Here is a 23,655-nt window from a genome sequence, read left to right on the forward strand (position 1 = left end):
CCGTGAGAGACTGCTCGAAGGGCAGTGACGCCTCACCGAAGCGCTTGCCGTGAAACTCAGGATTGACCCAGCGGTGCGGGTCGCCTTCGCGGCCGATGCAGCGTCGGCCCATTTCCGCATAAATGCGTTCCAGGTGCGGGGCGACGACCAATGACACTGGGGCGAGGGGGAGCTCGCTGGCCACTCCCGCCACGCTCTCCTGGGAGGAGATGGGCTGGCCTTCGAAGTGCATGATGATCTCATCGCCCCGAGTGGCCCGGGTCACCTTTTGCAGCAGATAGTCCGGGTTGTTGTAGGCCCCAGTCCGAGCCAGCAAATGAAGGGCGGGTGGGAATTAGTGGGCATTGATGATGTCTGCTAAGGGGCTGCCCGATGAGTGTGGTAGGCTACCCCGTTGTTGGATACGTTCAAGCGTCAAGAGGAACAGGCCAAGATGGCGGCCAAGCCGATCTACCGTGTGGTGGTTCACCAGCAGGGTGAAATTTGGGATTTATACGTAAGAGAGATCTTTCAGAGCGAACTCTGGGGCTTTATTGAAGTCGAGGAGTTTGTCTTTGACGATGCGTCGCGAGTGGTGGTGGATCCGGGAGCGGAGAAACTGCAGCGTACCTTCGAAGGTGTCAAGCGCAGCTACCTGCCGCTCAATGCCATTGTGCGCATTGACGAAGTAGAGCGTGAAGGCCCCTTGAAGGCGGTGAAAAGTGATGCTCGCGTCGCGGAGTTTCCTCGCCCCTTCCCGCTACCGCCCCGTGGGGAAGGGTAAGCGCCCAACACGCGCAACGCTATAGCGCTACGCAGGCTGGCTTCGTCGGTCAGCCGCGTTTTTTATGATCAGGACATGACGTCATGCAAGTAGAGAAATTTCGCAGGAATTGTTACGCCGCCGCCATGGGCGTGCTGTTGAGTGCCAGTGGCCAGTTAGCGTTTGCTCAATCCGATAGCCAAGCCTGGGTCAGTGATGAGCTAAGCACCTATGTGCGTAGTGGCCCCACAGATGGCTATCGCATTGTGGGAACGCTGAATGCGGGTGAGCAGGTAGACGTACTGGAAACCAGCGGGAACTACACCCGAGTGCGCAGCAACAGCGGCGATACCGTGTGGGTGTTGAGCAGCGAATTGCAGCAAACGCCCAGTGCTCGTCAGCAGTTGCCTGAGCTTCAGGCGCAGGTGGAAGAGCTGACCCAGGAGCTCGACGGCATCAACGATACCTGGGAGCAGCGGGTCTCTTCGATGACCGAAACTCTGGAGGTCCGTGAGCAGCGTATTGCCGAGCTGGAAGCGCGTAATCACGAGCTAGACGCCGAGTCCGAGCAGGCCCGCCGTCAGGTGCGTGCGCTGCAGGCACGTCTGGATACCCAGGAAGAGGATTTGTTGATGCGCTACTTCATGTACGGCGGGGGGGTGGCCGGTGCGGGCCTGCTGGTGGGGCTGATCGTGCCGCATCTGCCGCGTCGCCGCAAAAAACGTGACCGCTGGTTCTAAACAGCGTGCTGGTCATCCTCCATCACGGCCCGACGAGGTAAGTACCATGGACAACCCCTGGCGGTTGCGCTGGCAGGAAGGGCGCACTGGCTTTCATCTGGCGGCAACACATACCGCGCTGCCACAGCACTGGCCCGAGCTGGGGGTGGAGGAGGGTGCCAAAGTGCTGGTGCCGCTGTGCGGCAAGAGCCTGGACATGCGCTGGCTGGCCGAGCAGGGGCATCCGGTGCTGGGCGTCGAGCTGGCCCCGGAAGCCATTGAGCAGTTTCTGGCCCAGCGGGAAGAGGGCGTTTCACGCTACCGCCAGTCAGGTTTCGAGGTGTTTCGTCAGGGGAGTGTCGAGCTTTGGTGCGGGGACTTCTTTCATCTGCATATCAAACAGGCTGCCGAAGTCGGGGCCTTCTATGACCGGGCAGCGTTGATTGCCCTGCCACCCGCCACTCGGGAGCGCTATGCGTTCCACCTGGCACAGCTGATACCGCCTGGTGCCAAGGGATTGCTCGTCGCGCTGACCCATCAGGAAGGCGAAGCAGGGCCGCCCTTCAACGTGCCCGATCACGAAATAGAACGCCTGCTGGCGCCCAATTTTCGCGTTGATCGGCTCTCTACAGAGCCCGCCGATGAGCGTGGCCGTCGCGAGAGCCTTTGGGCATTGGAGCGGCGCGGCCCTCGCGTGTGAATTGACCCAGATCAGCGCGCCAGCAGGCGGCCCAGTTCCGGGTCGCTGAAGGCGCGGTTCAAACCATCGCTCAACAGGTCGTTCAGCATGCGGGTATTGCTGTCTTCACCAGGTTTGATGGCGTAGCCCTGCGTACGGCGTGAGGTATAGGTGCCGGTATAGGTCGTGCCCTGATGCTGCGCGATGGCTCGGAAGACACCCTCGATACGGGCCTCGTCGATGAGCGGCTGGCCGCTATCGCCCCGCAGGTAGGCCAGGCTGGCGAGCTCCAGCGTCAGAGTGGGGCGGCCCTGGGCGGTTTCCCGGGTGGGGTTGAAGCCCATGTCGCGCACCGCACGCTCAGCTTCGGCCTGAAGTTTCGGAATCAATTCATGTCGGTTGACGGTGATTTGCGCCGTCGACATGCTGCCGCCTGCCCGGGTGCCAATGACTTCACTGGGCCGGGCGTCCACGGCCACCACGGTCACCTGCTGCCCAGAGCCTACCTGCGGCACGCTGGCCGTGCGGGAAGGGTTCAGCTGCAGGAACTGGGGGCTGGCGCAGCCGGCCAGCAGGGCGGTGGCCAACAGCGCACCGGAAATACGTAAAAAATGACGCCGACGCATACAACTCTCCACACTCTACTTGTTTGGGGCGTAACTTGCCTGGATAGTAACCTGATTGGGTAGTCACTTGCCTGGAAAGTAAAAGCCTGTTGTAACAAGGCATTGCTGTCCAGGGTCGGTACAGTATAGCCCTGCTGCGACAGGCGAGGCTAGCGGCTTACGTGGCCCGGCTAGGCTGCGGCTGGGGCGCGGTGTCTTCCTTGAAACGATGCCACTGGCGCGGATGCGCAAACAGCCGCTGGCCGCGCTGCAGGTTCAGCCGTTCGAAGTCGGCATGACGCACGGTGGCCAGCCAGGGCTTGGCAAGCCAGTCCGCCTCCAGCTCGACCCTTACTTCGGCCCCCACAGGGGAAAGCGCGGTGACCGTGACAGGCAGGTGGCTTTCCGGGCTGGGTGCTTCAGCCAGGCGCACTTCGTGGGGGCGCAACAGCAGCTCTTCGTCACCGTCTGGCAGGTCTACCTGCAGGCGCGCATCTCCGCAGGTCAGCACACCTTGCTGCACGCTGCCCTCCAGGTGGTTCACGTCACCGAGGAATTCGAACACAAAGCGGTTCTTCGGCGAGCGGTAGAGGGTTTCCGGCGTGTCGATCTGTTCGATACGGCCGTTGCTCATCACCACGACGCGATCCGAAAGCTCCAGCGCCTCTTCCTGGTCGTGGGTCACGAATACGCTGGTGAAGTTCAGCTCATCATGAAGGCGACGCAGCCAGCGGCGAAGGTCCTGACGTACCTTGGCGTCCAGCGCGCCGAAGGGCTCGTCCAGCAGCAGCACGTCGGGCTCTACGGCCAGTGCCCTGGCCAGCGACACACGCTGCTGCTGGCCGCCCGAGAGCTGCGCAGGCAGGCGGTTGGCCAAATGCTGGAGCTGAACCATTTCCAGCAGCCGAAATACTCGTGCACGAATCTCGCCGCTGGAGGGGCGGCGCTTGCGCGGCATCACGGTCAGGCCAAACGCCACGTTGTCGTAGACGCTCATGTGGCGAAACAGCGCATAGTGCTGAAACACAAAACCGATGCGTCGGTCACGCACGTGCACTTGGGTAACATCACGATCGCCAAACAGAATTTTACCGGGCGTTGGCCTGCGGTCAGCGCTCTCCAGCCCCGCAATGATACGCAGCAGGGTCGTCTTGCCCGACCCGGAGGGGCCCAGCAAGCCGACCAGCTCGCCCTCATGAATGTCCAGGTTGGTGGGTTCGAGGGCCTGGGTATTGGCAAAATGTTTGGCAATATTCTCTAAGCGAATACTCATACGAGTGCCTCCCGGCGCGATGCGCGCCATTCCAGGCCTGCCTTGGCCGCAAGGGTTAACAGGGCAATCAGCGCCAGCAAGGCCGCGCTGGCAAATGCCCCCACGGCGTTGTAATCCTGATAGAGCTGTTCGAGGTGCAAGGGCAGCGTATTGGTCTGCCCGCGAATAGCCCCTGAGACCACGGAGACCGCGCCGAATTCACCTACCGCGCGAGCATTGGTGAGGATGATGCCGTACAGCAGTGCCCAACGGATGTTGGGTAGTGTCACGCGCCAGAACGTGGTCCAGCCTGAGGCGCCCAGGGTCACGGCGGCTTCCTCTTCGCGGGAGCCCTGGGCCTGCATCAACGGAATCAGCTCCCGAGCGACGAAGGGGCAGGTGACGAAGATGGTGACCATCAGAATGCCGGGCCAGGCAAACATGAGCTGGATGTCATGGGTGTCCAGCCAGCTGCCGATCCAGCCATTGCGGCCGTAGAGCAGCAGGTAGATCAAACCGGCCACGACGGGCGAAACGGCAAAGGGTATGTCGATCAGGGTTTGCAGAATGCGGCGGCCGGGGAAGCTGAAGCGGGTCACCAGCCAGGCCAGCGCGACGCCAAAGACCAGGCAGACCGGAATGGTCATCAGCGCGATGACCAGCGTCAGGCCGATGGCGTGCAGGGTGAAGGTATTGGTCACGTTGGCCCAGAACACCGCCACGCCCTGAGAAAAGGCCTGAGCAAAAATGGCGACCAGCGGCAGCAGCAGAAACAGCGCCGACAGCAGCAGGGCGCTGACGATCAGTACGCGCCGCACCAGCGGCGCATCCCCTACGCGATGCATTAGCCTTTTCCTCCATGCAAGCGGCGCACGAAGCGCCCCTGCCAGATGTTGATGACCAGCAGCAGTGCCAGCGACACGAACAGCACCACTGAGGCGATGGCCGAAGCGCCTGCGTAGTCGTACTCCTGAAGCCGAACGAAGATCATCAATGCCGTGATCTCCGTTTCGTAGGGCATGTTGCCCGCGATGAAGATGATCGCCCCGAACTCGCCTAACGAGCGCACGAACGCCAGCCCCGTACCGGTGACCAGCGCTGGCCACAGGTGGGGCATGATCACCCGGCGAAATGCCACGCTGTCGGTAGCACCCAGCGACATGGCGGCTTCATCGATCTCGGCGGGCAGGTCTTCGAGTACTGGCTGCACGGTGCGCACCACGAAAGGAATACTGGTGAAAGCCATGGCCAGGGCAATGCCGACCCAGGTATAGGCGACCTGAAAGCCCAGTGGTTCGAGCAGGCGGCCCATCCAGCCATTGCCGGCATACAGGGTGGCCAGGGTAATGCCCGCCACCGCCGTGGGAAGGGCGAAGGGCAGGTCCATCAGCGCATCCAGCAGGCGCTTGCCGGGGAACTCGTAGCGCACCAGCACCCAGGCCAGCAGCAGCCCGAAAACGGCGTTGACCAGCGCGGCCACGGCGGCAGCGCCAATGGTCACGGTGTAGCTGGCCACCACGCGGTCATCGGTGATGATGGCCCAGTACTGGCTGAGGCTGAGCCCCGCCAGTTGGCCAAACAGCCCGGTGATGGGCAGCAGCAGTACCAGCGAGATAAACAGCACGCTGATACCCATGGAAAGGCCAAAACCCGGCAGCACGCGTGTGCTGCCGGATCGCCAGAATGCAAGTTGGCTCATGGGGCTCCGTTAACGACGTTGCAGTTGATCGAGCAGTGCGCCACCTTCGAAATGCGCTTCCATGGCTTCTTCCCAGCTACCAAACACGTCTTCGACCTGCAGCAGCTCGGTCTCGGGGAACTGGTCGGCAAACTCGGCCACGACGGTCTCGTTATGCACTCGGTAGTTGAAGCCTGCCAGCAGGCGCTGAGCCTCTTCGCTGTAGAGGTACTCGAGGTAGCTCTGGGCCAGATCGCTGTTGCCGTTGCGCTCGGCGTTGGGGCCGACCACGGCGACCGGGAATTCGGCCAGGATGCTGACCGGCGGCACGATTACTTCATAATCGTCGCTGCCGTATTCGGTACGGATATTGTTGACTTCGGACTCGAAGCTGATCAGCACATCGCCAATGCCGCGTTCGATGAAGCTGGTAGTGGCACCACGACCGCCGGTGTCAAATACCGCGACGTTGCGCAGGAAGGTGCGCATGAAGTCCTGAATCTGCTCGTCGTCACCGTCGAAAGCCTGATCGGCGAAGCCCCAGGCGGCCAAATAGGTGTAGCGGCCATTGCCGGAGGTTTTCGGGTTCGGGAAGACCATGCGGACGTCTTCCTGTACCAGGTCGTCCCAGCTCTCGATGCCCTTGGGGTTGCCCTTGCGCACCAGGAACGCGGTGGTGGAGTAGTAGGGTGACGCATTATTGTCGAACGCCTGCTGCCAATCTTCCGCGACCAGGCCTGCATCCGCCAGCGCTTGAACGTCGGTGACCTGGTTATAGGTCACTACATCGGCGCGCAGGCCTTGCAGAATGGCCCGTGCCTGAGCCGAGGAGCCGCCGTGAGACTGGCTGATGCCGATCTCTTCGCCGTGCTCTTCCTGCCACCAGGCCTGGAACTCAGGGTTGATGGCCGAAAAAAGCTCACGGGCGATATCGTAGGAAGAGTTGAGCAGCTCACGCTCCTGGGCCACGGCGCTGGTGGAGAGCGTCATGCCGGCAACGGCGGTGCCGACGGCAGCGGCCAGCAGGCTGCGGCGCAGTCCATTACGAAGCAGGCTGGTGCGGAGTAAAGTATGGCGTGTCATGGCAGGCTCCTGATGGCAGGGGGCGACATAGTCGTGATGGTGCTAAGGTTAAACCTGTCATTGTGGAATTACAATTGTGTTTTATATTCTATTTGTGAATATATGAGGAAGGTTAGGCAATGATACATGCCTTTCATGCCGCTCAAGGGCTTCATCCTTGCGTGGGGCTGGGCGCAGCGCTCTGATAAGATAGCGCGATACCGTTAATCCGCGCTAAGGACCCCATGATGAGCACTGCCCAGGATTTCTTGATTGCCCCTTCCATTTTGTCGGCCAACTTCGCCCGTTTGGGGGAAGAGGTAGACAACGTTCTGGCCGCCGGTGCAGACGTGGTGCACTTCGATGTCATGGACAACCACTACGTGCCCAACCTGACCATTGGCCCAATGGTCTGCAAGGCGCTGCGCCAGCATGGCGTGACCGCGCCCATCGATGTGCACCTGATGGTCAAGCCAGTGGATCGCATGATCAGTGATTTCATCGACGCGGGCGCGAGCTACATCACCTTTCACCCCGAAGCCTCCGAGCATATCGATCGCTCTTTGCAGCTGATCCGCGATGGCGGCTGCAAGGCCGGGCTGGTTTTCAACCCGGCAACGCCGCTTTCCTATCTCGATTACGTGATGGACAAAGTGGATATGGTGCTGCTGATGAGCGTCAACCCGGGCTTTGGTGGGCAGTCGTTCATCCCGACGACCCTCGACAAGCTGCGCGAGGCGCGGGCGCGGGTCGATGCTTCGGGCTTGCCGATCCGCCTGGAGATCGATGGGGGCGTCAAGGTGGATAACATCGCCGAGATTGCCGCTGCCGGTGCCGATACGTTCGTGGCTGGCTCGGCCATTTTCAATGCGCACCAAGCCAGCGACCCCCACGGATACGATAGCGTCATTCAGCAGATGCGAGCTGCGTTGGCCAGCGTCCGCTGATCGAGGCAGGCGCTCAATGTAACTTCATGCGTGGCTTGAGGTAGCGGTTCAGTTTATCTACCAGCCAGGCAAGACCCGTCTTTGGCGCGCCATGTATCGACAGCTGATGCATACGATACAAGGAAGCATACGCCTGGCGCGCCAGCCAGCCCTCCAGAAACAGCCCGCGAGAAGCGGAGCTGCGCATCAGGTTGCCCACCGCATCGTAGCGTGCCAGCGATACCAGTGAGCCGTGGTCACGGTAGTGAAACGCGGCCAGGGGTTTCTGTTCCAGGCAATTGATCAGGTTCTTCGCCAGTACCTTGGCCTGCTGATGGGCGGCCTGGGCGCGGGGCGGCACGGTGGCATCCTCGCCTTGTGGGCAGCTGGCGCAGTCGCCCAGGGCAAAAATGGCAGGGTCATCGACGCTTTGCAGGGTTTGGTGCACGGCGACCTGATGGCGCTTGTTGGTGGTGAGCCCCAGCTCGCTGAGGAACTCGGGCGCCTTGATGCCCGCGGCCCAGACGTTCAGGTCGGTATCGATGACTTCGCCATCATTGGTGACCAGATGATACTCCTTCGCTTCCTGAATGGCCGTGTTGACGTGCACGGTGACGCCCAGGCTTTCCAGCTCCTGCTGTACGGTGCCGCTGATGCGTTCGGACAAGCCCGGCAGCAGGCGCGGCGCGGCCTCGATCAAGTGTACGCTGATGGATTGGTGGTCCACCGCCGTCACCCCGTAGGCGTTCAACAGACGTGAGGCATCCAGCAGCTCCGCCGACAGCTCGACCCCTGTGGCGCCACCGCCGACGATACCGATGGTGAGCTGAGTATGTTGGCGCAGCGATGGGTCGGTGTAACGCAGGAAGGTGTTGATCATGTCCCGTTGGAACGCCTTGGCCTGCTGGGGCGAATCGATGAAGTGGCAATGCTCGGCCACGCCCTGAGTGCCAAAGTCGTTGGAAACGCTGCCCAGTGCCAGTACCAGGTAGTCATAGGTGATCTGCCGAGCGGGCAGCACTTCTTCGCCCTCTTCATCGACGATGGCCGCCAGGTGAATCACCTTCTGTTGACGATCCAGCCCGCTCAATGAGCCCCGCTGGTAGCGGTAGTGATGGGCGGTGGAGTGACCACGATAGTCCACTTCGTCCATGCTCGAGTTCAACACGCCGGTAGCCAGCTCATGGAGCAGCGGTTTCCAGACATGGGTCGCGTTACGGTCCAGCAGTACGATCTCGGCGCGTTTTTTCTTGCCCAGCGTGTGCCCCAGCTTGGTGGCGAGGGTCAGGCCTCCGGCGCCGCCGCCCACAATCACAATTCGGGGAGTGGCCATTACTCTCTCCTTGGCTAATATAGCCTCAGCATAGAAGCTTCCACGCGATATGGGTAATCGCAGGCCGATAAGATGATAAAATTGATCGAGATTATCGCGTCCAGTGCCATGACCAAGGAGCCCGTGTGCATACCATTCTGCAGCAGAAGCAACTGATCGCCTTCGACCTCGATGGCACCTTGATTGATTCCGTGCCTGATCTGGCCGTGGCCGTACAGCAATCCATGCGGGAGATGGCGCTGCCGCTGCCGGGTGAGCAGCAGGTGCGCCACTGGGTAGGCAACGGTGCACAGGTGTTGGTGGAGCGTGCACTCAGTTGGGCGACTTCGTCAGCGCCGGAGCCGGGGCTTGTCGAGGCTGCGCTGGCGGCGTTCATGCGCCATTATGCGGCGGCGCCCAACGCACGCACCGTGCTGTACCCGCACGTGGCGCAAGCGCTGCAGCAGTTGCATGACGCAGGCTTCACGCTGGCGCTCATTACCAACAAGCCCGAGCGCTTCATTGCGCCCATTCTGGAGCATTTCGAACTGCTGGCGCTGTTTGCCCACTGCGTGGGTGGCGACTCGCTGCCAGAGAAAAAGCCCAGCCCCGCACCGCTGCTACATATCGCACGTTTGTTGGACGTTGCGCCGAGTGCCTGCGTGATGGTTGGAGACTCACGCCACGATATCGAGGCGGGCAAGGCAGCGGGTTTTGCCACGGTGGCGCTGCCTTACGGCTACAATCACGGCGACCCCATCGAACAGAGCCAGCCGGATGTGCTGATCGAGTCCTTGGCTGAGCTGATCGGCTCTGACGCTTAGGTGTCAGTGATCGGCGCGGGCGCCCCCCAGCGCCTCATGCAGCAGCTCGGCGTTGTGCAGCAGCAAGGCAGGGTAATTGTAGGCAGGGCCATCGGCCTCGCTGAGCGTATCGATGTAGAGCGGGCCTGCCAGGGCCAGGCCTGACTCTCTCGCCAAGGCGTCCATGTGAATGTCGGGCACCGTGCTTTCATAAAAGAGCGCAGGCGGACGCTGCTCGGCGAGCTGTATGCTCATCGCCTCCATGGCCGATGCGCTGCCCTGGGTTTCGCTATTGAGGCCCCAGATGGCGCTGTACTCGAACTCGTAGGCGCGGGCAAAGTAGCCCATCGAGGCTTCGCTGGTGATGAGGGTGTGGTTGGTCTGCGGGATGCCCTGCAGCCGCTCTCGCACCTGCTGGTCCAGCGCCAGCAGGGCTTCCCTGGCTTCAACGGCGCGTTGCTGGAAGGCGTCGGCCTTGCTCGGGTAGCGTTCGCTCAGCGTCTCGGCAATCACATCGAGGTAGGCGGCAGCGCCCTTGGGGTCCATCCACATATGCGGGTCGGGGTTGCCCTTGTACTGGCCCATGGGAATGGTCAGCGGCGACATGGCCGCGTTTTCCGCCAGAGCAGTCAGTGTCAGTGTGTCATCCGCCATGGCCTGTACATGGCGCAGCCAGGGCTCCAGGCCATAGCCGTTGTAAAACACGATATCGGCCTCTTCCAGGGCCAGCACGTTGGGGGGCGTCAGTTCCCAGCGGTGAACATCCTCACCGGGTGGTACGATGGTCACAATGCGCACGTCACTGCCTGCCACGCGTTTCACCAGGTCCTCGATGATCGAGAACGATGCAATCACGTTGATGGTGGCGGTCGCGAAGGCGGGAGGGGCAGCAAGCAGTGCCAAGAGCAACAGCGTGATCGTCCTTGGGAATCGCCTATCCATGTCACGCTCCTAACCCGTAAAAAAACAGCAGATCATAAAGAGTGTTGGGCAGTGTTGCCAGTGTCGGCCACTTCCTATGCAGGGTAGTCGATGAACGCTGCCCCGCCTATTCGTCGAATGATTACCTCACTCTGATTTAACCTCTTTGCTGTATAAAAAACGATAACGCGAATTTGGCGCTCTGCTCCTGGCCTTTGCGAACGTGTTGTTGACAGGTCCCAGGCGTTTCAAACACCTCTGACACTGCATAGTGACCAGTGCTTCTTTATCCCTACGCTTGACGCCAATGGCCATTGTGTTCAAGTCCGAAACTGAAGAACGCCCTCTTGTGTAAAAACGAACCAAGGCGTTACTGCATTAGTCGCTGATTGCCTCTGCAAGGAGGCCTTGGGTTGGGTTATCACCCTGAGCAGAATAGCTTTATGAGTGTCACGGAGTAAGTGGAACAATGGCGCAGTCGGAACCGTCAGTGCCTGTGCTGGTGATCTCTCGCTGCCGCCGGAGTCTGCTGAACCCATCTGGCAGCGCATATTGCTCTCCCGTCGGCAGTTCGCGTTGCTGTGCTTTGCGACACTGGAACGCGACACCGCGCTGGTGTAGCAACTCCTCCCCTCTGAACGCTGCCAGGTTAAGCGCCTGTCCCGGATGCTCAGCAGCACCGCTGCTACCTTGCGCAGGGGGGCAGGAAATTTGCTTATAGTCCGGTGTATATTGCGCGACTCGTCGGTATCAATCATGGCGGCCTGCGTGGCGTCAGCCATCCAATACGACGGCAGCATGGTATCGGCGTTGATTGAGGTCTATGTGGCGACCACGGTCATTACCCTTGGCAGTGACCCGCCACGAAACGGCGAGGCGTGCTCCATCGCACCCGTGGCGCGCAGCCTGTATGGTTTGTAAAGAGATCAAGTGTTGCAGTGTTCAGAATGATTAGAAATAAGCACCTGCGTGCCGAGATCAATCAGGTTGGTGGCGAGCGTGCATCCGCAATGACTGGCACCTATGTTCGAAACAGGTATGTGCTTGGAGTCTTTTCGCAAAGCGATGCATCGCAAGCACGATGTATACCATCTTAACGACGCAGCATAGAAGCTGCCGCCGCCACCATGATCGTTGCCGCCCCGCGGAACAGATGTTGCTGCGCGCGCGGGCTGGACAGCAGGTGCCGCATACGCACAGCCGTCACAATGAACAGCGCGCCAACGCTCAGTAATACCAGAACGGTTAGCGGCACCAACATCATTACCCAAGTTTGTAACGAGACCGCCTCTAAGTTGATGACCAATGGAAGGATCGCCAGGTAAAAAGCGATGGTCTTCGGGTTGCCCAGCGTTATGGTCAGTCCAGACAATGCCGCCGACAACAGTTCCCGTTTCTTCGCTGACTTGCCCTCTTCTATCGTTTGATGATTGGTGAACCAGAACTGCCAGGCCAGGTAGCACAGATACAATGCCGCCCCCCAGCGAACCACCTCGAACAGTGCGTTGAAGTGTTCCACGACCATCGCCAGCCCAAAGACCGCGAAAGACAAATAGATCAGGTCACCAACTATCAAGCCGAGCAGCAGGCAAAAACCCGGCAAGGTACCGCCACTGACGCTACGGGCGACGAGAGCGGCCAAGCCAGGGCCGGGGATGGCAGCGGCAATCCCTAGTGCCATCGAATAGGAAAATATTTGCGTTACATCGAGCATGTCTCGGTCCTGATGAAGTGGTTATTTTGTCAACAGCGTGTAGAGCGCCACCGTCTGATGGCCTCGCGGGAAAAAACCAAGTCCTGCACCGCCAGTCCAACCGACTTGAAGATGCTCAAGCGCTGTTCATGCAGTGGTGTGAGACCGGCATGCAGGTTACCGATTTCTGTGCCGACCTTTTGCGAGGGCAACAGGCCTTTCTGGACAGCCTTGATCACGCACTCGGCTGAGGCAAGTACCGAACGATTGCAGTCCGTGAACAAGGCGCTGTGTTCATACACATCTTCGTGCAACTCTTGAAAACCGAGAGCAGAAGAGCCAATGGCGTTGATATGGCAGCGTGCGGGCACTGCGGCCCGGCTCAGAATAGGCGAGCGCGCGGCTGTGGTGGTACATATGATGTCGCTGCCATGCACTGCCTCGGTTACTGTTGGGTGGGTTGAGATCGGGAAGTTGCAGAAGCGCTGGCTCCAGGCGGCAAACTCTTGCCGGGCTGTTTCGGTGCGCCCCCATATGGAAAGCTGTTTGACCGGTCTGACGGCCTGCATTGCCATGAGATGGGCGCGGGCCTGTAGGCCTGTACCCAGAATGGCCAGGCGGCTTGCATTGGGCGCGGCAAGAAGGTCTGTTGCGTATGCCGAAGCTGCAGCCGTGCGGATTTCGGTGATCGCCCCTGCATCGACCGCAACGACTGGGGATGTCCCGGCCTCGTCATAGATCAAGACGCTCCCCGTATGAGACGGACCAAGCTTCTTGGCCCCAAGCCTGACCACCACCGATTTCAAGCCAAAGCCTTTGTAGGGGCCGGACTTGATATAGGCTGGCATAACACCCATCAGATCGTTGTCGTTTCCACGGATGATTGTGCGTAGCGGCTGCTGTACCTGATTTGAGGAGTGCAGCCTGAATGCTTCCTCGCTGAGAATCAGGCCTAGTTGAAAGTCCAAGAGTTTCCTGACTGAGTGGCCATCCACGTGAAGCATAGTTCAAGCCTCGTCCGTCTGTTTGATCCCTAGAAATGCCTCCCACTTGAAGCGATGATCGACCTCCGTGATGGCGATGCTGTTCAGGATGGTCGACATGTGTTTCTGCGAAACGCCCAGAATCACGTCCAACATGTTTTGTTTGCTGAAACCGGCATGCAGGACAGCCTCAATTTCCTGTCTTTTCAAGCGGCCGCCGCAATGAATAACTTCCTGTGTGAAGTTGTACAAGGCCCGCAGCCGGTCATCAAGGTTATCTGGATCGTGCGCAGCAGCTTCGACCACACGGGCATCAACGCCTTTGGACAAAGCGATGAAGGCATGTGCCTGAACCGTGTAGGTGCAGTTATTTTCGACACCGCAGGTTATCCATACAACGGCCTTTTCTGCTTCGTCCAACGAGCTGTCGATGAACAGGTCGTGTGCTTGCTGGTAGGCTGCCAATAGTGCTGGTGATTCGGCCATATATGCACTCTGGTTGGGAATCCAGCCAAAGCTGTCGATTGAGTTTTGGAGTAACGCTTTGCTTTTCTCCGGTGCCGAATCGATTGTGTGTCGCTTCAAAATAGACATCATGACCTCGTTTGTGCATTGGTAGTTCAATTAAAGGGCAAGCTCCACGCTCAGCCTGAACGGGTCGGTTTCAGCGAGACGTGCACTCCAGTGCGTGTGAGTAAAGACAGACCAGAGCATTCGGATCGGACGGGTGTTGGAGATGAAATGCAAATCATGGATTTTGGCCGCCACCTCAGTGGTCAGAGCAACATCCACTTCGCTTCTGGCCGCCGCCGCAGCGGCGGCACTGGTGGAAAGTGTGAGAATCACGGAATCTATCTCAAGCCCCCGAGGTAGTAATTCTTCTATCAGGAGCCGCGGTGCCGGGTGGGTTGCGATGGTTGGCTTGCTGGTCGTCAGTGGCCCCTTGCTCGCTAGTCCGTACAAAGGGGTGTCGAAAACAAAGGTAGCGACTAGATTCAAGCGTGGCTCCATATAGAAGTTATGTATCTCTGGATAGGCGTTAGCCACGATCAGCACTGCTGGTGTTTCCTTCTCCATGGAGGAGCAGGCATTCTCATAGGAATCGTTAAGTTTGATCCGAACGCATGATTCGGGGTGTCGTTGCTCAAGCCATTTTGCAAAGAAACCGGCGGCGGCTTCACTGCTGGTTCCGCTGGGGCCTAGGGTGTGAATGATGACGTCGTGCCAGTCCCCAATACCTAGGTTCAGTAAGCTGTTGTCCATAGCCACAAGTCTCCAATGGAATCAGTTAAATATAGGGGTCAGCCAATGAGCGTATTTGGCATTCAGGCCTCTCACGCTCTCCAAGTAGAGTCTTCTGATTGCGGTACTAACTTTTCCGACGCCACTTTCTTGCAGCTTGTAGTGGTCGATTTGAGTTACTGGCACGATCTCGACGCCGGTGCCAGACAGAAAGCATTCTTCGACTGAGAACAACTCTGAAAAAGGAACATCCCTCTCGATAACCTCCATCCCCAGTTCATCTCTGGCCAGCTTGATGACGGTATCGCGTGTAATGCCCTCAAGAATGTGGGCACTCAAAGGCGGAGTAATGAGGTGGCCACCTTTGACGATGAAGACGTTGGAAGAGGTCGATTCGGCCAAGTTGCCATGCACATTCAGCATCAAAGCGTCATCGCACCCAATGCGCTGCGCCGATTCCATAGCTAGCGCCGAATTGGCGTAGCTGCCAGTGATTTTGGCCCGCGCGGGGAGTGACGAGTCGGGAATACGCCGCCAACTTGAAACGGCGCAATGGATGCCGTTTGCTGGCATGTAGGCTCCCATGTCAAGGGTGTTGATTGCCAGACCTGTGCTGACCCCAGCGAGCTTGACGCCGAAGCTGAATCCAGGAAGCAACGTTTTCTTGTAGGCCAAAGGTCTAATGTAGCTATCGGTTGATGCTTGGTTGCGTTGCAGCAGATCGAGAATGATTGCTCTCATCTCCGGGCGTGGCGGCAGGCCTTCCAACTGCAAAAATTTGGCCGAGTGCTCTAGTCGCTTAAGGTGGTCGTCCAGCCGGAAGACATTCAGTTGACCATTGCCGGAAGCATAGGCACGGATGCCTTCGAAAACGGCAGTGCCATAATTGAAGGCTTGGGTCGTTGTTGGGACTAGGGCTTCTGCAGCTGGCACTATCTCTCCATCTAGATATACCCAAGGGTGAGGTTTGCGCGGCACAGTCGAGACGGTGCCAAGCGAATCCGCCATGGTCAGGCCCTCCACGTTGCAATTTTCAATGCGGTTTCGCGCTCCTGGTTATCACTGCCTTGACGCTTGTCATGGAGTCTGGCGGCTTTCCAGCTAACCATTGCCGCAGTACCCGTCACGGCATCAGTCGAACCGACCGCGATGCGAACGCGAGTATTAAGCTTTTCCGCCATGGAGCTGGCAATGAACTGCAGGTTGTTCAGGGTAGCGCTGCTGCTCTCTAATTCCAGCGTGACGCTCAGTTGGTCGGCGCCTGCAACGGCCTCCACTAGGATATGGTAATCTAAGCAGCCTTTGAGATTCTCGAGCAGTGTGGCTTCGATGTCGTAGGCGCAGTGGGTGCTGCCATTGATTATCAAGGTGTCTCTGACCCGGCCGATAGGAATGATGTGCCACTGGCCCGTATTCAGCACTTGGGCTCTGACCATATCGCCAGTGCGATAGCGGATCAGTGGCTTCTGCCCTGGATAGAGGTGGGTGATGACCAGTTCGCCTGTCATTCTGTCGTCCTCGGGTTCCAAGACTTGCCCCGTCAGCGGATCTATCACTTCATAAACAATATTTAAGGGAACCGTGCAGAGGTTTCCTTGAATGTTGCTCACTGCAAGGATTGATGACTCCTGTGACGCATACATGCAGTTGTAGATGGTACTACCCCAAACCTCACCGATATTTCGCAGCAGGGCAGGCGTAGTGAGCTCGCCTAGGGTAAAAATCAGCTTCACGCCCAAGTGGGAAGGTTGGCAATCTCTTTGGAGCAGATGTTTGGCTAGGCTGATGGCAATGGCTGGTGTGCAGACTAGCGCGGTGATCTTCAGTTCCCTGATCAGCGTCACGGCCCGGTCCAGCCCTACAGTGGGTGAGCGCGGCCACATTTTCACGACAGTGTGGCCCAAGCTGCGACACACATCCTCGAAAGTATCTCCAGTCGAATGCAGTTCCGTAGGCCCCATTACACCGATAATATGCTGAGAACCGTGGGCGCGGAAAATCTCGCCATAACGGAGTATCAGCGGGCTGTTGTTGAAGATGGAGTCCTGCTCGTTGCGAGGACATGGGGTGGCTGCGCCAGTGGTGCCCGTAGTCTCATAGTAGATCCAGGCTTCAGTCAGCGGCGCAGCAGCCATCTCATGCCCGGCTGTGCGCAAATCACTCTTCGTAGTGAATGGCAATTTACGAAATGCATCCCAGTTCAGATCATCTATGTCTGAATCAGACATGGCGGACAGTGCATTACGATAAAAAGGCGCATATTCCCTGACATAGCGAAGCGTGCTTTTAAGCCGCTCAAGTTGGATGCTGTTTAACTCGTCAGCGGAGACTTTGCCATTCTCAAATAGCTCGTGTTGATGATAAACAGTATGAGCCAGCTTCAGAAGATCAGGCTTGAATAAGGCGTACATTGAGGCCCCCTTGTTACTTGAATAGCGGAAGACTGCCAGTTAGCTTGGTGATCTTTTTTTGGAGCCGACCAGTCCAATGGCGACCAGTTCAATGGAAGAGCTATCGGCTGCTGACATGCGCTCTTCGTACTCTTGATAGGTTCTACAGGATTGCGCCAGGGCACTGAACGGGATGTTGTGAATCTCATCCTCCTCCAGTGTTTTTACAAGTATTTCGCGCAGCTTTTCTTTGCTGGAGAGCAGTATTGGCAAGGGGGTGTAGATGACGCCGGGGTAATTCACGTTATCCTGACTTCGCATGTCTGGCCCTACCAGGTTTTCTACCGAGCGTCCCATGCTGACACCTATGACGCTAACAGCATTAGCCGCATGCCCTAGCCCCAGCTCCTTGTCGACTACGATGACGCACTTGTGGGTGGCTGCATCAAAATTCATTGGCTTCTCCTTTTTTAAAAATCAGCTCTGCACGAGTTTCCCGCTGACGCCAACCAGAGCGTTCAATAACCCAAAGAACCTTGTTGTGTCGCTGCCGAGCTCAATATCAACCACTTTCCAGTTGGCAATTTTCTTTCACTTTTGGACGCCCTGTTGATGATTGGGGTGGATTAAATATGCAGAAAGGTCTTCCTGGTTTTCAAATAGTCCCATTACAACGAAGTCCATGGCTTGTTCGCGTGGACTTATATTCCGGGCGCAAAGCCAACCACGTATTTCGCTAATATGTTTTGGATGTTCGCGAGTCGCTGCCTCTGCCTCGATGACCTCTTTGTCACACCACTGTAAAGAGCTATTAAGCTTAAAAGCCACTAGATGGAAAATCATTTCTCATCCTCATGTCTCGCCTAGTAAACGCGATTATCTAATTTTCCGATCAACTTGGTATTTAAAATAAAGTGCTTAGCACTCAGTGCAGCATGGCAGTTATTTAGTCTTATGCAACTGGATTAAAATGTTAATTGATAGGGTCGGAAAAGTGCTTTCTATTCTTGTTGCAAGTCATATCAGGAATGGTAGGATTTACCAGAAATTCGCTGATGAGTGAAAAATATGACCGATCAAGCGTTAAGTCTGACAGATGTCAAAATTCTGACCGCGCTGCAGCAAGATGGCAGGATCACCAACCAAATGCTGGCCGATCAGATCGGCATGTCTGCATCTCCGTGCTGGCGTCGAGTGAAGCATTTGGAAGATCAAAACTACATTCAGGGCTACCGTGCAGTCTTGGATCGCCGAAAGATCGGGCTTGGGGTCATGGTTTTCATACGGATCAAAATCGACCGCCACAGTGAATCTGAGGCTAGGAAGTTCGAGCAGGAAGTCATGCAACTTGAGGATGTCGTTGCGTGCTACAGCATCGGTGGTGACGCCGATTTCCTGCTGCAGGTGGTGGCTTCTGACCTGGATTCATTCGCTGATTTTGCGATGTCCAGTGTTCGGCAGCTGCCTGGCATCAAGGAAATGCAGAGCATGTTCGTGCTCAAGGAAATTAAGCCTTTCGTCTCATTCCCGGTCAAACGTCTGCGAGCTGTTTGAAGAGGCCTGTGTCGCGCCTAGCCAAGAGTGGCTTGCAATCGCTCTCCATCAGGGGTGGCGCCGAGCAGCCGCATTCGGCTAGCTGATTCTCAGGCGGTTAAAGTCGGCGCTTCGAACTCGACGCTGAACAGATCACTGGTCTGGGCGCTCAGTGGATTGCTTTCGACGGGTAGCACGATGCCGCGAAACACCGCATTGACCTCGACTTTCACCTAGTTGGTCTGTGCTCAACGATCAGCGTCCTACGCCTTGGTTCCTTAATCAAGACCCATTTGGTGTCTGGTGTTTTATGGATGGTCTAATTGGCCTTGCATTGGCGCTGCATCCATACCGTTTCGATTGGTTTTGTCCGGGAGGTTAAGCCGGTTAGGCCTTCTCAGCTTTCTGATAGAGCAACATGACAACGGATCTTCTTGAGTTGACTATCTCAAGGTTAGATTTGCAGTGGGCGAGGGAGTACTTCGGTCCTATATATACTTTGTTGACCTCAAGGCTACTCAGACCGAGCGTAAAGGTGAAACCGAGCCCTTCATTATGTTCGTAAAGCACGGACATGCACAGGTGGGGGCAGGCGTGCTAATCAGCTGGTTATGTCATTGGGAGCACTCCGCTTGCCGCTCGGTGAGGGCCTGTGGGTACCGCAGAAGGGACATAGCCTGAGGAGAGTGCGATAATACGGATTGGCGGTTCTGTGGGCAAGTAGTGGACGAGGGGCCGAGGGGCTGTGTTATCATGAAAGCCTGAGGGTGCTTTGGGAGCCTTGGTGCCTGCACAGCTCTTATAATCAATTGAATGAATTTCGATCTGCCATGGCCCGTACCGCATCGGTCAATGTTGCTCAGCAGTGGTGGCGCTTCCAATAGGAAGCGGCGTATCGTTGCGGCCTCGCCCCGTACCTTGCCGTCGTACCGCTAGGCAAGGCTCTGTAGATAGCTTTCTGTCACGGCGGCTCCAGGACCCAAGGAGATTGCCGGATGACCTTGACCTCCCTCACTATTGCGCATCGTGCTGTTGCCGGTGCCCGCTAGAGTTTACTTGTCGCCCCTTTGCCACTTCAGCCCCTTGCTATGTGCGTTGCAAGAGTATGGCGTGATGTGTTCTGTTTCAACCTGCCCTCAGGGGTGTCCGATGGCCCACGTTCCACTGAACTCCACGTTCGATGTGTATAATGGCGTGTATAACAGGCAGGCTTTCATGGCAAAATTCATCAGAAAATTAAAGGGTTGTCATGAATAAAGTCTTAATGGTCGATAATTACGATAGCTTCACCTTCAACATCGTCCAGTACCTGGGTGAGCTGAATGCCGAGGTGATGACCTACCGCAACGATGAGATCACCTTGGCGCAGATGGAAGCGCTGGCGCCTACCCATCTGGTGATTTCGCCGGGGCCATGCACCCCGAATGAGGCGGGCGTCTCGCTGGCTGCCATCGAACACTTCGCGGGCCGACTGCCCATTCTGGGGGTTTGTCTGGGTCATCAGGCCATCGGGCAGGTATACGGTGGCAAGGTGGTGCGCGCTCCTCAGGTGATGCACGGCAAGACATCTGCGGTGGTACATGGTGGGGCCGGGGTGTTTGACGGTCTGGAAAATCCGCTGGAAGTCACACGCTACCACTCGCTGGTGGTCGACCAGCACCGCTTGCCCGACTGCCTGGAAGTCACCGCCTGGACCGCAGAGAGTGACGTGACGCCGGGGCTCATCATGGGGTTTCGTCACCGCACCCTGGATGTCGAAGGCGTGCAGTTTCATCCCGAGTCGATACTCACGCGCCAGGGCCATGCGTTATTGGCCAATTTCTTGCGACGCGGCTGATCGCCAAATTCATACGCTTTAGGGGCTTATCTGCTCATGCAAATGCGAGACGCAATTAACGCGGTGATGCGCCGCGAAGACCTCTCTTTCGATGCCATGCACGCGTTGATGCGCCAGATCATGACCGGCGAGGCTTCCGATGCACAAATTGGCAGCCTGTTGGTAGGGCTGGCCATGAAGGGTGAGAGCGCCGAGGAGATCAGCGCCGCCGCCCAGGTGATGCGCGACCTGATGAAGCGCGTCACGCTGCATGCTGATAACGTGGTGGATATCGTCGGCACCGGTGGTGATGGCGCCAATCTGTTCAATGTCTCCACGGCGGCCAGTTTTGTGGCGGCGGCAGCCGGTGCCCATGTGGCCAAGCACGGTAATCGCAGCGTTTCCTCGTCATCTGGCAGTGCGGACCTGTTTGATATCGCGGGCATCTACCTTGATTTGAAGCCGGAACAAGTGGCGCGCTGTATCGAGCAGGTGGGGGTCGGCTTCATGTTTGCCCCCAACCACCATCCGGCCATGCGCTATGCGATTGGGCCGCGTCGTGAAATGGGCGTGCGCACGCTGTTCAATATTCTTGGCCCGTTGACCAACCCGGCCGGTGCGCCCAATCAGGTGCTGGGCGTGTATTCCGCCGAACTGGTGCCGCTGATGGCCGAAGTGCTGCGCAAACTGGGCAGTCGCCACGTGATGGTCGTCCACTCCGATGATGGCCTGGACGAAATTTCCCTGGCAGCCCCCACCCAGGTGGCCGAGCTGAAAGAGGGTGAGATCACCCGCTACACCATTGCCCCCGAAGCGCTGGGCATCGAGCGCCAGAGCCTGGCGGCGCTGAAAGCCACCAGTGCCGAAGATAGCCTGCGGTTAGTAAAGGCATCCCTGAGTGGCGAAGGCGCCGCGGCAGATATCGTGGCCCTGAACGCCGGTGCCGCGCTCTACTGTGCCGGCATAGCCGACAGCTTGAAAGAGGGCGTGATGGTGGCCCAGGATGCGCAGGCCTCCAAATTGCCCCTCGAAAAGCTCAGAGAGCTTTCGCACTTCACCAGTGTTTTCAAAGGATGATCAACGCCATGACAGAGCAGGCTACTCCCACCATTCTCACGCGCATTCTGGCTCGCAAGGACCAGGAGGTCGCCGAGCGCGAGCAGGCGGTTTCCGAACAGGACCTGTTGGCACTGGCGGGTCAGCAGAGCGCGCCGCGCGGCTTCATCGAGGCGTTGAACCAGCGCATCCAGGCGGGTGACCCTGCGGTGATTGCCGAAGTGAAGAAGGCGTCCCCCTCCAAGGGAGTCATGCGCGAGAAGTTCCATCCTGCCGACATAGCCCGCAGCTATGCCCAGGGCGGCGCCGCTTGTCTGTCGGTGCTCACGGATGCCGACTTTTTTCAGGGCCACGAAGATTATCTGATCGCCGCGCGGGATGCCTGCGAACTGCCGGTCATTCGCAAGGACTTCATTACCCACGGCTATCAGGTGACGGAAGCGCGAGCCATTGGCGCAGACTGTATCCTGCTGATCGTGGCGGCGCTGGACGATGCGAAGCTTCGGGACCTGCATCAGCAGGCCAACGCCATGGGCATGGACGTGCTGGTCGAAGTGCACGATGCCGATGAACTCGAGCGTGCTCTGGCGCTGAATCTCAAGCTGGTCGGCATCAATAACCGCAACCTGCATACCTTCGATACCCGCCTGGATACCACACTGGACCTGCTGACGCGCATTCCGCACAGCGTCACCGTGATCACCGAATCGGGGATCCATACCCGTGACGATGTGGAGCGCATGCGTGATCACGACGTCAACGGTTTTCTGGTAGGGGAAGCCTTCATGCGTGAAGAGGACCCGGGCCTTGCATTGAAGCGTCTGTTTTTCTGATCCTGGGGGTCGAAAAAGCGCTGCGGAAAGCGGTTTTCAGGAGAGCTGTCGATGTTTCAGCGTCGCCTGCTGGTGGCATTGCTGGTGTTGATCATGCTGACCCTCGCTCAGGGCGGCGTGGCCGTGTGGGCCATCGACGGCGCTCGGCAGAAGGTAGAGCTTGGCAGGCTTTCCAGTGACCTTCACGCGGGTTTTCTAGCGTTTTCCGACAGCAAGAACCAGCTGCGTACCTGGCTGGCCAACGCTCAACAGGGCGGCCAGCCTGCCGACGTGCAAGAGCGCGATTTCATTCTTCACGAGATGCACACCCATCTTGAACGTTTGCATGTCAACAGCGACCGCCTGGCGGCCAGGATGCAGCCCTCCAGTGAGCTGACGGCTGCGCTGGTCGAGGAGCGCCAGGCGGCGCTGGCGACCTTCGATAAACTGTTGCCATGCTGCTGACGCGTTTACATGGAGGTACGCTCAGCCTGAGGGCCGCCCCTGAAGGCGGCTGTGAGGCGCTGCTGCAGCTGCCGGTGCACGCCCAGGCGGGCCCCGCGCTGAGCGTCATGAGGTAATCAGGATGCACATAGTCGTCATCGAAGATGACCCCAGGATTCGCGATTTCTTGAGCAGAGGCCTGACGGCCGAAGGCTACCAGGTGGAGGCTTTCAGTGAAGGGCAGGTGGCGCTGCTGCACCTCGTGCAGTGTGCACGGGAGCCCGATCGGCAGCCGGTGGTGATTCTGGATCGGCTGCTGCCGGACATCACCGGCACCGATATCTGTCGCAGCTTGCGCACGGCGGGGGTGGCGTTCCCCATTCTGATGCTGACCGCGCTGGACAGCATTGAGGATCGTGTCTCGGGCCTGGAGTCCGGGGCCGACGACTATCTGGTCAAGCCGTTTGCCTTCGAGGAGCTGCTGGCGCGCATTGCCGCCCTGCAGCGCCGTTCCTGGGGCCACCCGGCCAGCCAGGAAGTGAACGAGCTGCGGGTGGGCGACCTGTGCCTGAATCGTGAGCAGCGTAGCGTGACCCGGGGCGGCCAGCGGATCGAGCTGACACCCAAGGAGCTGGCGATCCTCGAACTGCTGATGAGTACGCCCGGCAAGCTGTACAGCCGAGAGCGCATCCTGGCCAGTGTCTGGGGTGCCCACGAAGACCCGCTGACCAATATCGTCAATGTCTATATCCGGCGGCTGCGTAGTAAACTGGACGTACATGGTGCCGGGGAGTCATTGATCACGACCCAGCGCGGTTTTGGCTACCGTCTGGACCCCGCGCCCTCCCCGTGACGGGGCGGTTATCGAACATCGCGAAAAACCTCGTACTTCTAGTGCGAGGATGGATAGCGAGGGGCGCGAGAGCGCCCCTAGTCCGGCCTCGATTGTTGCTCAATATACTGCTTGACCATGCTCAGGGGGGGGGG

28 protein-coding genes and 1 pseudogene are annotated in these 23,655 nt (G+C 58.3%); 12 read left to right on the forward strand and 17 right to left on the reverse strand.

The window, feature by feature from the left end; translation table 11 throughout:
- Nucleotides 1-298, reverse strand: a pseudogene (locus B7L72_RS17480) (hypothetical protein); the annotation flags it as partial.
- Between the two features lie 135 nt (nt 299-433).
- Here B7L72_RS17480 and B7L72_RS17485 point away from each other — a divergent pair.
- The 3 genes from B7L72_RS17485 (at nt 434) to B7L72_RS17495 (ending at nt 2,161) form a co-directional block, all read left to right on the forward strand.
- Entirely contained in the window at nt 434-763 is a 330-nt protein-coding gene (locus tag B7L72_RS17485; protein WP_009100748.1) for a DUF1820 family protein, read from the forward strand.
- A gap of 83 nt (nt 764-846) precedes the next feature.
- The gene (locus B7L72_RS17490) at nt 847-1,482 is read left to right on the forward strand and encodes a TIGR04211 family SH3 domain-containing protein (RefSeq protein WP_026001763.1); all 636 of its coding nucleotides are present in this window, start codon (nt 847-849) and stop codon (nt 1,480-1,482) included.
- Between the two features lie 46 nt (nt 1,483-1,528).
- Entirely contained in the window at nt 1,529-2,161 is a 633-nt protein-coding gene (locus B7L72_RS17495; protein ID WP_081195672.1) for a thiopurine S-methyltransferase, read from the forward strand.
- A gap of 11 nt (nt 2,162-2,172) precedes the next feature.
- On the opposite strand, the gene B7L72_RS17500 is transcribed toward B7L72_RS17495, so the two are convergent.
- From B7L72_RS17500 to cysP, 5 genes are all read right to left on the reverse strand, one after another.
- On the reverse strand, nt 2,173-2,766 hold the full coding sequence (locus B7L72_RS17500) for a YajG family lipoprotein (protein WP_081195673.1): 594 nt from the start codon (nt 2,764-2,766) through the stop codon (nt 2,173-2,175).
- A 157-nt stretch (nt 2,767-2,923) separates the two neighbouring features.
- Nucleotides 2,924-4,018: a sulfate/molybdate ABC transporter ATP-binding protein gene (locus B7L72_RS17505; RefSeq protein ID WP_081195674.1), complete on the reverse strand. Its 1,095-nt coding sequence runs from the start codon at nt 4,016-4,018 to the stop codon at nt 2,924-2,926.
- Nucleotides 4,015-4,842, reverse strand: coding sequence for a sulfate ABC transporter permease subunit CysW (gene cysW / locus B7L72_RS17510; RefSeq protein WP_016914400.1), 828 nt, complete (start codon nt 4,840-4,842; stop codon nt 4,015-4,017). The genes B7L72_RS17505 and cysW overlap by 4 nt, the downstream gene beginning before the upstream one ends.
- The gene (gene cysT, locus B7L72_RS17515) at nt 4,842-5,696 is read right to left on the reverse strand and encodes a sulfate ABC transporter permease subunit CysT (protein ID WP_081195675.1); all 855 of its coding nucleotides are present in this window, start codon (nt 5,694-5,696) and stop codon (nt 4,842-4,844) included. The genes cysW and cysT overlap by 1 nt, the downstream gene beginning before the upstream one ends.
- 9 nt (nt 5,697-5,705) lie before the next feature.
- Nucleotides 5,706-6,758, reverse strand: coding sequence for a thiosulfate ABC transporter substrate-binding protein CysP (gene cysP / locus B7L72_RS17520; RefSeq protein ID WP_052196450.1), 1,053 nt, complete (start codon nt 6,756-6,758; stop codon nt 5,706-5,708).
- 227 nt (nt 6,759-6,985) lie between these two features.
- On the opposite strand from cysP, the gene rpe reads away from it, so the two are divergent.
- Entirely contained in the window at nt 6,986-7,684 is a 699-nt protein-coding gene (gene rpe, locus B7L72_RS17525; RefSeq protein ID WP_081195676.1) for a ribulose-phosphate 3-epimerase, read from the forward strand.
- 13 nt (nt 7,685-7,697) lie between these two features.
- On the opposite strand, the gene B7L72_RS17530 is transcribed toward rpe, so the two are convergent.
- Nucleotides 7,698-8,996: an NAD(P)/FAD-dependent oxidoreductase gene (locus B7L72_RS17530; protein ID WP_081195677.1), complete on the reverse strand. Its 1,299-nt coding sequence runs from the start codon at nt 8,994-8,996 to the stop codon at nt 7,698-7,700.
- Nucleotides 8,997-9,121: 125 nt separating this feature from the next.
- Here B7L72_RS17530 and B7L72_RS17535 point away from each other — a divergent pair, with 125 nt between their 5' ends.
- Nucleotides 9,122-9,799, forward strand: a complete 678-nt coding sequence (locus B7L72_RS17535; protein WP_081137615.1) for a phosphoglycolate phosphatase — start codon at nt 9,122-9,124, stop codon at nt 9,797-9,799.
- A gap of 3 nt (nt 9,800-9,802) precedes the next feature.
- Here B7L72_RS17535 and B7L72_RS17540 read toward each other — a convergent pair whose 3' ends face one another.
- Nucleotides 9,803-10,720, reverse strand: a complete 918-nt coding sequence (locus B7L72_RS17540) for a metal ABC transporter solute-binding protein, Zn/Mn family (protein WP_081195678.1) — start codon at nt 10,718-10,720, stop codon at nt 9,803-9,805.
- A 747-nt stretch (nt 10,721-11,467) separates the two neighbouring features.
- Between B7L72_RS17540 and B7L72_RS18655 the strand changes: the two genes are divergently transcribed.
- Nucleotides 11,468-11,620 carry a hypothetical protein gene (locus B7L72_RS18655; protein WP_156808482.1) on the forward strand — a complete coding sequence of 51 codons (153 nt, stop codon included), beginning with the start codon at nt 11,468-11,470 and terminating at the stop codon, nt 11,618-11,620.
- A 172-nt stretch (nt 11,621-11,792) separates the two neighbouring features.
- Here B7L72_RS18655 and B7L72_RS17550 read toward each other — a convergent pair whose 3' ends face one another.
- From B7L72_RS17550 to B7L72_RS19155, 8 genes are all read right to left on the reverse strand, one after another.
- Nucleotides 11,793-12,413: a LysE family translocator gene (locus B7L72_RS17550; protein ID WP_016914392.1), complete on the reverse strand. Its 621-nt coding sequence runs from the start codon at nt 12,411-12,413 to the stop codon at nt 11,793-11,795.
- 29 nt (nt 12,414-12,442) lie between these two features.
- The gene (locus tag B7L72_RS17555; protein ID WP_198517601.1) at nt 12,443-13,360 is read right to left on the reverse strand and encodes an ornithine cyclodeaminase family protein; all 918 of its coding nucleotides are present in this window, start codon (nt 13,358-13,360) and stop codon (nt 12,443-12,445) included.
- 39 nt (nt 13,361-13,399) lie between these two features.
- Nucleotides 13,400-13,969: a carboxymuconolactone decarboxylase family protein gene (locus B7L72_RS17560; RefSeq protein ID WP_016914390.1), complete on the reverse strand. Its 570-nt coding sequence runs from the start codon at nt 13,967-13,969 to the stop codon at nt 13,400-13,402.
- 30 nt (nt 13,970-13,999) lie between these two features.
- Nucleotides 14,000-14,638 carry a hypothetical protein gene (locus tag B7L72_RS17565; RefSeq protein ID WP_016914389.1) on the reverse strand — a complete coding sequence of 213 codons (639 nt, stop codon included), beginning with the start codon at nt 14,636-14,638 and terminating at the stop codon, nt 14,000-14,002.
- 21 nt (nt 14,639-14,659) lie between these two features.
- Nucleotides 14,660-15,625 (reverse strand): branched-chain amino acid transaminase, encoded by a 966-nt coding sequence (locus B7L72_RS17570; RefSeq protein WP_050980294.1) that lies wholly within the window; start codon nt 15,623-15,625, stop codon nt 14,660-14,662.
- Nucleotides 15,626-15,627: 2 nt separating this feature from the next.
- Nucleotides 15,628-17,028 (reverse strand): phenylacetate--CoA ligase family protein, encoded by a 1,401-nt coding sequence (locus tag B7L72_RS17575; RefSeq protein WP_081195679.1) that lies wholly within the window; start codon nt 17,026-17,028, stop codon nt 15,628-15,630.
- A 39-nt stretch (nt 17,029-17,067) separates the two neighbouring features.
- A complete protein-coding gene (locus tag B7L72_RS17580) occupies nt 17,068-17,463 on the reverse strand; it encodes a DUF2000 domain-containing protein (RefSeq protein WP_139788529.1) in 396 nt (131 codons plus the stop codon).
- 135 nt (nt 17,464-17,598) lie between these two features.
- Complete coding sequence (locus B7L72_RS19155) at nt 17,599-17,850, reverse strand: Dabb family protein (RefSeq protein ID WP_217806093.1); 252 nt, start codon at nt 17,848-17,850, stop codon at nt 17,599-17,601.
- A 225-nt stretch (nt 17,851-18,075) separates the two neighbouring features.
- Here B7L72_RS19155 and B7L72_RS17590 point away from each other — a divergent pair, with 225 nt between their 5' ends.
- Nucleotides 18,076-18,561 carry an Lrp/AsnC family transcriptional regulator gene (locus B7L72_RS17590; RefSeq protein ID WP_016914384.1) on the forward strand — a complete coding sequence of 162 codons (486 nt, stop codon included), beginning with the start codon at nt 18,076-18,078 and terminating at the stop codon, nt 18,559-18,561.
- Between the two features lie 89 nt (nt 18,562-18,650).
- Here the strand turns inward: B7L72_RS17590 and B7L72_RS18400 are convergent, their stop codons facing one another.
- Nucleotides 18,651-18,773: a hypothetical protein gene (locus B7L72_RS18400; RefSeq protein WP_016914383.1), complete on the reverse strand. Its 123-nt coding sequence runs from the start codon at nt 18,771-18,773 to the stop codon at nt 18,651-18,653.
- Between the two features lie 1,016 nt (nt 18,774-19,789).
- Here B7L72_RS18400 and B7L72_RS17595 point away from each other — a divergent pair.
- The 5 genes from B7L72_RS17595 (at nt 19,790) to B7L72_RS17615 (ending at nt 23,521) form a co-directional block, all read left to right on the forward strand.
- Nucleotides 19,790-20,377 carry an anthranilate synthase component II gene (locus B7L72_RS17595; protein WP_040460858.1) on the forward strand — a complete coding sequence of 196 codons (588 nt, stop codon included), beginning with the start codon at nt 19,790-19,792 and terminating at the stop codon, nt 20,375-20,377.
- 36 nt (nt 20,378-20,413) lie between these two features.
- Nucleotides 20,414-21,433 carry an anthranilate phosphoribosyltransferase gene (gene trpD, locus B7L72_RS17600; protein ID WP_081195680.1) on the forward strand — a complete coding sequence of 340 codons (1,020 nt, stop codon included), beginning with the start codon at nt 20,414-20,416 and terminating at the stop codon, nt 21,431-21,433.
- A gap of 8 nt (nt 21,434-21,441) precedes the next feature.
- Nucleotides 21,442-22,245, forward strand: coding sequence for an indole-3-glycerol phosphate synthase TrpC (gene trpC / locus B7L72_RS17605; protein ID WP_081195740.1), 804 nt, complete (start codon nt 21,442-21,444; stop codon nt 22,243-22,245).
- A gap of 51 nt (nt 22,246-22,296) precedes the next feature.
- Nucleotides 22,297-22,689 carry a hypothetical protein gene (locus B7L72_RS17610; RefSeq protein WP_016914379.1) on the forward strand — a complete coding sequence of 131 codons (393 nt, stop codon included), beginning with the start codon at nt 22,297-22,299 and terminating at the stop codon, nt 22,687-22,689.
- A 121-nt stretch (nt 22,690-22,810) separates the two neighbouring features.
- The gene (locus B7L72_RS17615; protein ID WP_016914377.1) at nt 22,811-23,521 is read left to right on the forward strand and encodes a response regulator transcription factor; all 711 of its coding nucleotides are present in this window, start codon (nt 22,811-22,813) and stop codon (nt 23,519-23,521) included.
- Nucleotides 23,522-23,655 lie beyond the last annotated feature (134 nt).

The sequence above is a fragment of the Halomonas sp. BC1 genome, assembly GCF_002078135.1.
Classification (GTDB): domain Bacteria; phylum Pseudomonadota; class Gammaproteobacteria; order Pseudomonadales; family Halomonadaceae; genus Vreelandella; species Vreelandella stevensii.